We start from the raw sequence: 8,758 nt of genomic DNA, 5'->3' as shown, positions 1-8,758 counted from the left end.
TCATGCCTCATTCTCTCAAGAGTTGAGGCCTCCACGAAACCCGGTGCGATTCAGTAGTTATTCATTCGATTTGCTCGCTGAGAAGTTTTCCTTAGAGTTGAGTTCTGTTGCTTCTAAGGGGTATCTTTATCAGGAGGTTTATGGTGAGGATTTGCTTGATCTGAAAAAAAGGTGCAAGTTTATATGGTCTTACAGAAAAGAATACATTCCTGAAAGTCTGTTTGAGGATTTCAAGGCTGTTCGGGCGTTTAAGTTTTTGACGGGTGTTAAGTTGAGGGTGCCTGAAACTGGAATGTCACTTATGACTTGGAAAGAGGAGATGTTGGCCGATATTAAAGGAGGGGGGTTGTCCATGGAAGATTGCGAAAGGTTTTTACAGATTATTGAGGCGATACGCTATGAAGAGGTTGTTTCTAAAGTTAGATATGTTGCTAAAAAATTAAAGATCCCCGTCCATTATGATTTTGCTTTGGATTTTGAGTTGAATAAGATGGGCAGGAGTTTTGATTTAAGTGGGTGTCACAAAGTTATTTGGATTGTTGCATTCAGTGCTAATAAAATTCTTGCGCGCAGAGCCAAGGAATACGCTGGCGGGAAAGATTATGCGGCTGCTCATATTTTTAGGAAGTTATTGGCTCATAAGCTAGAATTGATGATAGAAGGCGGCGTGACACCTGAAGGCGAGGTGATCAAATCTAAAGCTAAAGCAGACGCGATAGTAGCTTTCCTTTGTAAGCATGTTGTTGGTGATGCAGAGGCTTGGGGTTCTTCTACAACTAGTGATTTTGTTGCTAAGTTTATGTCATCCATAGAGTTGGGGTTTGCTCGTTAATTGATTTTTAATGTTTGCATGAAATGTGCAGGCCTAACGTGGATGGCTGTAAATGTTCGGACGCCTTTAGCATTTTGTGTGGATATTGTTTCTTGGCGTGTCGGAGGCGGTTTAAATAAGTGAGACATAAACGGACCGCCTATTATGCTGCTTTAAACTCAGCTGTTACGTTTATGTAATGACCCAGCGGAATTTGCACACTCAAGCCGCTAATTGTTGGTAAATCGTACTGGGTGTTTTCATCCCCAGTGCCTGATGAGGGCGCTGCTCGTTGTAGTACTTGAACCACGCCCTCAAGGTTTGCCTGGCTTCATCCAGTGTCTGGAAGTTATGAAGCCAGAGACACTGCTCTTTCACAGTTCGGATCAGTCGCTCAACCATCCCGTTCTGCTGCGGGGTGTGGGGACGGATGAACTCCTGTTTCAGACCGTATTGGTACACCGTCCGAGTGTAATGCCGAGAGGTAAATACCAGGCCGTTGTCACTACGCAGCGTGATCGGATCCTGAGCCCTGCCCAGCGTGCCGTACCGGGTAATGAGCGCCTCCTCCAGTGCTGCTTCAGCTGCCTTGGCGTTGCCGCTGGGGCTCAACCGCCAGCCAAGTGCCTCTCGGGTATGGCAGTCCATAACGATGGTCAGGGCGCACCAGCGGTGAACCGGACCACACCAGACACGTGCAATGTCTGTTGCCCAGCGCTCATTCGGGCGTGAGGCCACCGAAGGTAATGCCTGCACCCGGGGGCGGGCTCCACTGCGGCGCTTGCGCACCTGCCAGCCCTTGATCTGGAACAGGCGCTGGATGGTGTTCTTGTTCTCACCCAACAGCCAGGCAACGGTACGGTAGCCAGCATACGGCAGATCGGTGATCACCCGCTTTACCCGCGCCGCCAAGTGTACATTGACCCTGGGTTTGGCTTTGGTAGGCCGATAGTAATAACTGCGGCGGGACACACCGGCCCAGCGGCAGGCCTGCACCACCGTCACGACATCGCCTTGGGTAGCCATCTCGGCCATGGCCTGATCGATCAATCGTCGGTCGAGTCGAGATGGCGCTGCAACTTTTTTCGGAACTTGAGCTCCAGCATGGCCTCGCCATAGGCTTCCCGGAGTTCGCGCAGCTGGGTTTCATACTGCTCGGCGATATCCTTGGGATTGGCCTTAAGGGCGTTTTCCATCCCGGCTTCGGCATCGTCCATCCACTTCTCGATCTCCTGCTGGGTGAGATCGTAGTGGCGCGCAGCCTCGGGCACTGTAGTCTGCCCTCGGTTAATCTGCTTGATCAGCTCCGCTTTGCGTTTGGCTGTCCAGCGCTTGATGTCGGGTTCTTGCGTCATGCTTCACTCCAATTTCTGAAGCGACTTTAGCATGTGCAGGTTTTCACTGGGTCATTACACTTATGCAGGAGCAGATATCCGTTTCTACGGCAGAGCCCTTCGCCACTTCGCTACATGTGCCCCACGCGATCCGGCTGGCACTCGGCTCGGTCGACATGCGGTCGTTGGAGTCCGCCCTGCAGCAGGTGGCGTCGGTTGTCGGCTTTTATTCGTGACTTCCTAGCCAAACATGACCTACACAAATGGCTACTTTTGGCCGATAGGCGACGGTTCCAACCGTCACGTTTCGGCCAAAAGCGGATGCTCGGACCAATCTGACTTCAGCCGAATGCGTCGTTCGTCGCAAAGGCACAAAGCTCCCCAGGCGCCGTTGATGGGATCTCTGGGGCAGGTGACTAACCGTTATCTGACTTCAAATGAACGAATCTTCGCCAACGCACGGCTGATTGGAGGGTTTTCCATGTCTGCCGGAATAAGGATATCGTCGTCAGGCTTGATAGCCGAAATTTCCTGGTCGTTTTCATCGATCTCCCAGGCATGCATGACAACAACCCCAGAAGTTAATAAATGGTTAACGAGCTTTCCTTCAGCATTCACCGTGGCAACATGACACTTCCTGTGCACCTCGTAATCTTTCAAAAATCTGTCAATATTTACAGAAGAGCTTGGCGTCATAGTATGAACTCTAGAAAGAGCCGCTTGGACTTTCGAAATCCCATCATCAGACCGATCAATATTGCTTGTAACAGCCACACGATAATGCGCAGGATTCTGCCTTCTAATACCACGTATCAATGCGATGCGCAAAGTGTTATTGGGATCCTTATCCCCGATAGTTTTTGCGATATTCTCGAATATTTTAGTCCCAACAGCGGCGTGCTCGAAGCCAAATATCAGCAAAGGAATTTCCGCTTCACATGTTTGAAAGCCTAAGCCCTTCCAGCCGGCTTGATCCCACAGACTCGCTTGAATGAGAGAAACGACTTTAAGCTCTCTATGTTTCATTGCTGAAAACTGAAACGGATGTTTTAGACGTTCCTCGCGCATATTCGATTTAGGGCGCGAATCCATAGGTTCAATGTTGTGATGTTCAAACCAAGTCACGCGCCGAGTTGGCTTGTGTAATTCGAGGAACGCATCTTGATGATACGCAATCCCTGGGACAGCACCATGCCCCCTGAAATAGCCGTCTAAGCCTATATTACAATTAAAGATAACTGCACGCTCTAGGGCTTTATCCTCTCGAAGCATTTTCTCCAATTCCGACCAGCCAATTTGCGGGCAAATAATGGAGACAAAGTGAAGGCAGAATTCACTATAAAATTGCTGGATCGAACTTCTTTGCTCATCGGTTAAATTCGCGGTACTGAATGGCGAGCAGCGGATCTCAGCAGAAATCACCTGCGCAGCAGTATCGAATCTGTGCTGGAGTATGAAGTCATCCTCATCTTCCAATGAGATATCAATATTCACGGCAGGCACTGTAGCCGCTGCATGGTCTGACATCATCGGTGCGCAGAAGCTTTCCAGTACAGCCAGCAATTGCTGCGCCAGCTCAATGCAGGGGGACTTCACTGGGAAGGAAACAGATACCTTACAACCCAGAATGTAGGAGCTTATGGTCGTCCAGCGGTCTAGATAAAGGTCGAGCGGAGCCACCGGGGCTCCCATATCAATGCTGCGCCACATGTTCATAAATTGAAGGTCAATGGGCTCACCCTCAGGCCCTGTTTTATCTTCATGGCCCAGGCAAACCAATAGCGCGTCAGCACTGAGCCCTAGATCCATTTGATTCAGTTTATCCGGCAGCCACGCCAGTCTCTCAATATCTGAAAAATTGGCATTGAGAAATAGCTTACCAATCAAACATTCATAATTGATCTTTTGACTATCTGTCCAAGGGTTTTCATCCAGCATTGGAGAGATGAGGTGAGCCAGGTGATACCAAGTCAGCGACTGGCCCAAGCGACCTAGCTGACCTTCAATCCACATGAGTCGTTGGTAAATAGCGGCTTGCTTGTCACTGCTTCTTTGTTCCTTCAACGCATCAGCGGTGACAAGGTGAGCCGCCATCATCGCTGCTCCTCGCGCAGCCCAGAGCAGCCCCTGTTTCTCGTACGCATGGGACAGCATATAAAGGGCAGCGAACATTTCCCCCTTGCTTTCACTGTTATAAAGCCCATAGAGGGACAACCCGAAGCACTTGATAGCCCTGTAGTAATCCTTTTTGTCGCTGCCCAGCGCTCCGCGCCTCAGGTACTTATCTGCCTTTATCCGGCTGTTTTCCCGTGCACCGGCATCGTCAATGACCTTATCCATCAGATCCTCGTAGGCCTTGAGATCTCCAAAGGCCACATCGAGAGTTTCCAACAAATTGACGAGGCGAGCCATAGGATAGCCAATCAGCTTATGGGCGCTGTCGACTATAGTGCTCAGGGTGTTAAAGGTAGTGTTGACTTGACCCTCACTTTCAGCCGTCAACAGGTCTAAAAACGCCAAAGAAGTCTTGGCTTGCAATGCGCCGCTAATCATATCCGCGTCTTCGGCTATCGAGTTCAACTTCTCTCGAATGGTAGCCTCCAGGGAAACCACATCGAGGGTGCACTTGCCGTCTCGATGAGTGGTGACCACTAGGTTGAACAACGTTACGACTTTCTCCCATACCTCAACGTTGTTGGTTTCTTGGGCCACGCCAAGTGCTTTCTCAAAGGTTTCCTCAAAGAGTTCGGCATTCTCCAGCCACCAGTACGCGGCCCATGTCAGCTGATAAAGGGCATCAAAATGCTGTCTCGGGGTGCCAAATTTTTTCGCTGTCCGTACGCCGATATCGAACTGATGCTGTACAGCAGCGGCATCCCGCTCAAGCTCTTTATATATGATGGCACGCTTGGTGTAGAGGTCGACCTGGGAGATGGTCAAACGGCCTGGATCTTCAATTTGGTCGATTTGGTGTTCGATCTCTGCTAGCTGGATCTGCTTGTCAGCGTCGAATGGGCCGATCTGAATTTTGCTCTCAATGCTGCCTGTAAGACCTAGGTGATCGATGGCGAGGTGCTGATTCTTGGATTGCAGCGTTTTATCAAGCAGCCAGGTTCGATCGAGGATAGTGACCTTGACGTCATACTTTTCGGAAAGCTCGTCTTGGAGCTCTGCTCTGGAGCTGTTCTTGATGAAACGGCTGGTGACACAGAAGATTTGGACGTAGCCACGCCCTGTCGACATGATGCTCTCGACATCCTTTCTGCATTTCGCCCTCCAATCTTTCTGGGTGCTGACACCGAATGCCCATCGCTCGGACTCCGGGGCCTCGTTTACCCCCCAGAAGAAGGCGATCTGGTTGGCGACAGGGTAAGTTTCTGTGTCGGTTTTGCCGTCGCCACCTGCTGTTGGCCCGGTCTGGGGAACCAGATTGGGGCAGATTTCCCGCTCGCAAAGCTTCCGTATGAATATCTCGAACTGAAGCTCTTGGCTTCGATTGTTCAGAGTCTCAAAGTGGTACTCCAACATGGAGCGGTCGATGGTCGATTCTTGTAGTTTTACAGAGTCCGAGAACTGCTCCGGACGTCTCGCTCGCAGGATGTCTTGCGGCTTAGGGCTAGCGATCTTGGTAGCCGACTGTTCCTTTTCCATCATCCACTCCTGAAATGATCAATGGCATCGCCCGGCTACGGGGTTCTACCCCGCTTCCACGGACGGTTTTAAAGAGCCGAAAACTTCAGATCTTGCTGAGCAACTCTACGACGCATTCGTGGGTTATGAAACCGCTCAATATAGTCGAACAGATCCGCTCGCGCTTCATCAAGTGTCCGGTACGATTGATGAGCAACATGCTCGCGCTTGAGTTGGCCGAAGAAGCCCTCACAAGCCGCGTTATCGCCACAATGGCCAACGGCACTCATGCTGCAAACCAGCGTGTTTCGGCTCAGAAAGCGCTGATAGTCGACGCTGGTAAATTGGCTTCCCCTGTCAGAATGTAAAATGACCGACCAGTTACCCTGACGCTGCCAAATCGCCATCTCCACTGCCCGGATGACCATCTGCCTATCTTGGCGATGATGCATCGACCAGCCAATCACTAGCTTGCTGTACAGATCCAGCACTACACACAGGAAGAGCTTGCCCTCCAGCGTGGCTATCTCCGTGATATCCGTGACCCATTTGCGCTCCGGCTCCAAGGCATTGAAGTCGCGTTCCAGAAGATTTTCCACACCTGCTGGGCGGCCAGACGTTACTCGGCCAAAGCCACGTCTCTTCCTGCGCGGCCAACCTTGAATTTGCTCTGCGGCCATCAAGCGAGCAACACGGTTCAGGCTGGCGGTTTCACCTTCGAATAGGAGATCCTCGTGCATGCGAGGCGCACCTATTGCACCGCGGCTATCCTCATGGATCTCACGAATACGCTTTATCAGGCGCGCATTATCCTGAGCGCGTGGGCTTGGCTCACGATCTTGCCAGTCGTAATAGCCACTGGCAGACACCTTCAAACAACGGCACATCAGTCGGACTGGGTACTCGTTGCGGCAGCGCTGGATCACCGAGTACCGTTCGATGATTCCCTGGCAAAGTACGCTGCCGCGTCTTTTAAAAAATCACGTTCCTTCGTCACTCGGGCCAGCTCGCGCTTGAGGCGGGCAAGTTCTTCATCTCGCGGGTTGCCTGTGCCGGGAAAAGGCTTCTCAGCTGCTCGCGCCTCACGCACCCAGCGATTTAGCAAGCTTGGCGCCACCCCGATCTCTTGAGCTATCTGACGACAACTGGTGCCTGAGCGACGGGCCAGTTCTACGGCCTCCCGTTTGAACTCCGGGCTATATTGTTTGCGCTTGGACATGAACACTCCTATGACTCCACATGAGTCTACTTGAAAGTGTCCGTGGAAGCGGGGTAGAACCCCTTCATGCTATGGCTCAAGCACAACATACTGGCGCGGCGGCTCATCATCAACGACGCCAAGGCGCTCGTACATACCGTGGCGGATACTGTGTATCTTGTCAGCCCAGGCTTGTTCCAGCGTTATGCCCAGGAGCATCCCGCCATTGCCAGGCTCGCTAGGCAGGAGCAGATGCAAGGTTGGCAATGGGTGCAAAAACGCTTTGAGAAATTGTTGTTGCACCGTAAGCAGTCCAGCGGACTGAATATCTGGACCTGCGAGGTGACAGGGCCTCGCAAATCCCGGCGGTTGCATGGCTACCTATTGGTAGATCCCAGGCAACTCTTTGACGAAGTCCCACCGAACAACCCCTATCTGCGCTTGAGCTGAGGCTGCGGATGTCATGGAATAGTGATATAGCTGACCAGGTCATCGCCAAGCATATAGAAACGACCGCTGATCTCGGTGTTCGCTCTGAACTCGTCAGATAAGTCACAGAGCAGCTGTAACCTGGCATGGCCGTTCGGTGACCAGTCGAGCAGCTCGGCATGCTCGAAGTAGAATTGCGTCTTGGTCAAGGGGTAGAGGGCCTTGTACAGGCTTTCCTTCAATGAAAAGGTCAGGGTCAGCAGCCATGAGCGCTGAGCTTGTGGCAGGTGTAAAAAACGATCGCGCTCTGTTTTTCCCAGGATGATCGGAGCGAGTTCGTCGCTTTGTGTTGGGTCAAGGGGTGTCTCTATATCAATGCCCAGGCTCCGGATGCATTCCTGTCGCCCGACGACGGCCAGGGCGCGGTGCTGGTTGTGGGTGATTGAGCCAGAGACTGAAGCAGGCCAGTGGGGCGATCGGTCTGCCCTTTGGCCAGGCACAGTTGATATGCCGGTCAGCATTTCCAGCGCCTTTCTGGCACATAGCCGACCAGCCAGGAACTCGGCCTGCCGTTTGGATGTTGATCGCTGGATGCTGGGGGGGAGTTCTATCTCGCTCTGGGCCAGGCAAGTCGGGCTCAACAGGCTGTAATCGAAGCGGGCACCGATGACAACACACCCGGGAATCGATAAATGCTTTTCAAGTGCTGGCGGTTCGCAGAACCTCAGGACGGGTGTCATTTTGCAATGATCGAGTTTCAATTCTGGGACATCTTCATTGTCTTGCGGCAATGCACCAGCGCGTCACGGATCATGAAGTTCACCAGGGTGGGGGAGACTCCCAGCTCCTTGGCGATGTCCTTTTGCTGTATGCCGTAGACGCGATATCTCTTGAATGCATATTGCGTCCGTGGTGGTAACTCGTTCAGGGCGGTATCGATGATATTCAGGGTTTGCTGGTAGATACTGATGGATTCGGGAGTGTCGTCGTGAGTCGCGATGTTCAACCCTTCATCTTCACTGCCACTGTATTTCTGCTCCATTGCCTGTTTGCGGTAACTGTCAATGGCCAGGTTGCGGACGATTCTGAAGACGTAGTTACCTCTGGCTTTCAGTGGTAGGGCGAGCTTCGGCATACCGGCCAACCTGAGAAAGGCATCCTGGACGATATCCTCGGCTCGGCTGTGACAACCGGTAATACGGGCGGCCGTCTTGACCAGGATGGAGCGGTTATCCATTAGCGCTTGTAGGAGTGAAAGGTGTTCTTCTGTGCTGCTTTCTGCGACTCCATATTCCTGCATGGCTCTACCTATACAGTATGTGACTTGGGTGAAGGGGTTTGTGCACCGCGCATAGA

6 protein-coding genes and 3 pseudogenes are annotated in these 8,758 nt (G+C 52.0%); 3 read left to right on the top strand and 6 right to left on the bottom strand.

What is annotated here, in order from left to right; genetic code table 11:
- Window positions 1-832 (top strand): hypothetical protein (locus INT39_RS21295; RefSeq protein WP_226944955.1); only part of this gene is annotated, 832 nt, incomplete at its 5' end.
- A 201-nt stretch (window positions 833-1,033) separates the two neighbouring features.
- Here INT39_RS21295 and INT39_RS21290 read toward each other — a convergent pair.
- Together INT39_RS21290 and INT39_RS21285 are read right to left on the bottom strand one after the other, a co-directional pair.
- On the bottom strand, window positions 1,034-1,846 hold the full coding sequence (locus tag INT39_RS21290) for an IS3 family transposase (RefSeq protein ID WP_193075977.1): 813 nt from the start codon (window positions 1,844-1,846) through the stop codon (window positions 1,034-1,036).
- A gap of 11 nt (window positions 1,847-1,857) precedes the next feature.
- On the bottom strand, window positions 1,858-2,166 hold the full coding sequence (locus INT39_RS21285) for a DUF1153 domain-containing protein (RefSeq protein ID WP_193075976.1): 309 nt from the start codon (window positions 2,164-2,166) through the stop codon (window positions 1,858-1,860).
- A 53-nt stretch (window positions 2,167-2,219) separates the two neighbouring features.
- Between INT39_RS21285 and INT39_RS22605 the strand changes: the two are divergent.
- Window positions 2,220-2,381: pseudogene (locus INT39_RS22605) on the top strand (PLP-dependent aminotransferase family protein); the annotation flags it as partial.
- 187 nt (window positions 2,382-2,568) lie between these two features.
- On the opposite strand, the gene INT39_RS21280 reads toward INT39_RS22605, so the two are convergent.
- Window positions 2,569-5,796: a hypothetical protein gene (locus INT39_RS21280; protein WP_193075975.1), complete on the bottom strand. Its 3,228-nt coding sequence runs from the start codon at window positions 5,794-5,796 to the stop codon at window positions 2,569-2,571.
- Window positions 5,797-5,841: 45 nt separating this feature from the next.
- Window positions 5,842-6,994 (bottom strand): annotated as a pseudogene (locus INT39_RS21275) (IS3 family transposase).
- Between the two features lie 63 nt (window positions 6,995-7,057).
- Here INT39_RS21275 and INT39_RS21270 point away from each other — a divergent pair.
- A pseudogene (locus tag INT39_RS21270) lies at window positions 7,058-7,423 on the top strand (conjugal transfer nickase/helicase domain-containing protein); the annotation flags it as partial.
- 11 nt (window positions 7,424-7,434) lie between these two features.
- Here INT39_RS21270 and INT39_RS21265 read toward each other — a convergent pair.
- Window positions 7,435-8,193, bottom strand: a complete 759-nt coding sequence (locus INT39_RS21265; protein WP_193075973.1) for a 4'-phosphopantetheinyl transferase family protein — start codon at window positions 8,191-8,193, stop codon at window positions 7,435-7,437.
- Window positions 8,160-8,639, bottom strand: coding sequence for an RNA polymerase factor sigma-70 (locus tag INT39_RS21260; protein ID WP_413468959.1), 480 nt, complete (start codon window positions 8,637-8,639; stop codon window positions 8,160-8,162). Before INT39_RS21260 ends, INT39_RS21265 begins: the two co-directional genes overlap by 34 nt.
- Window positions 8,640-8,758 lie beyond the last annotated feature (119 nt).

The organism is Pseudomonas sp. FME51 (assembly GCF_014897305.1).
This window is presented reverse-complemented; position numbering and strand designations above follow the sequence as displayed.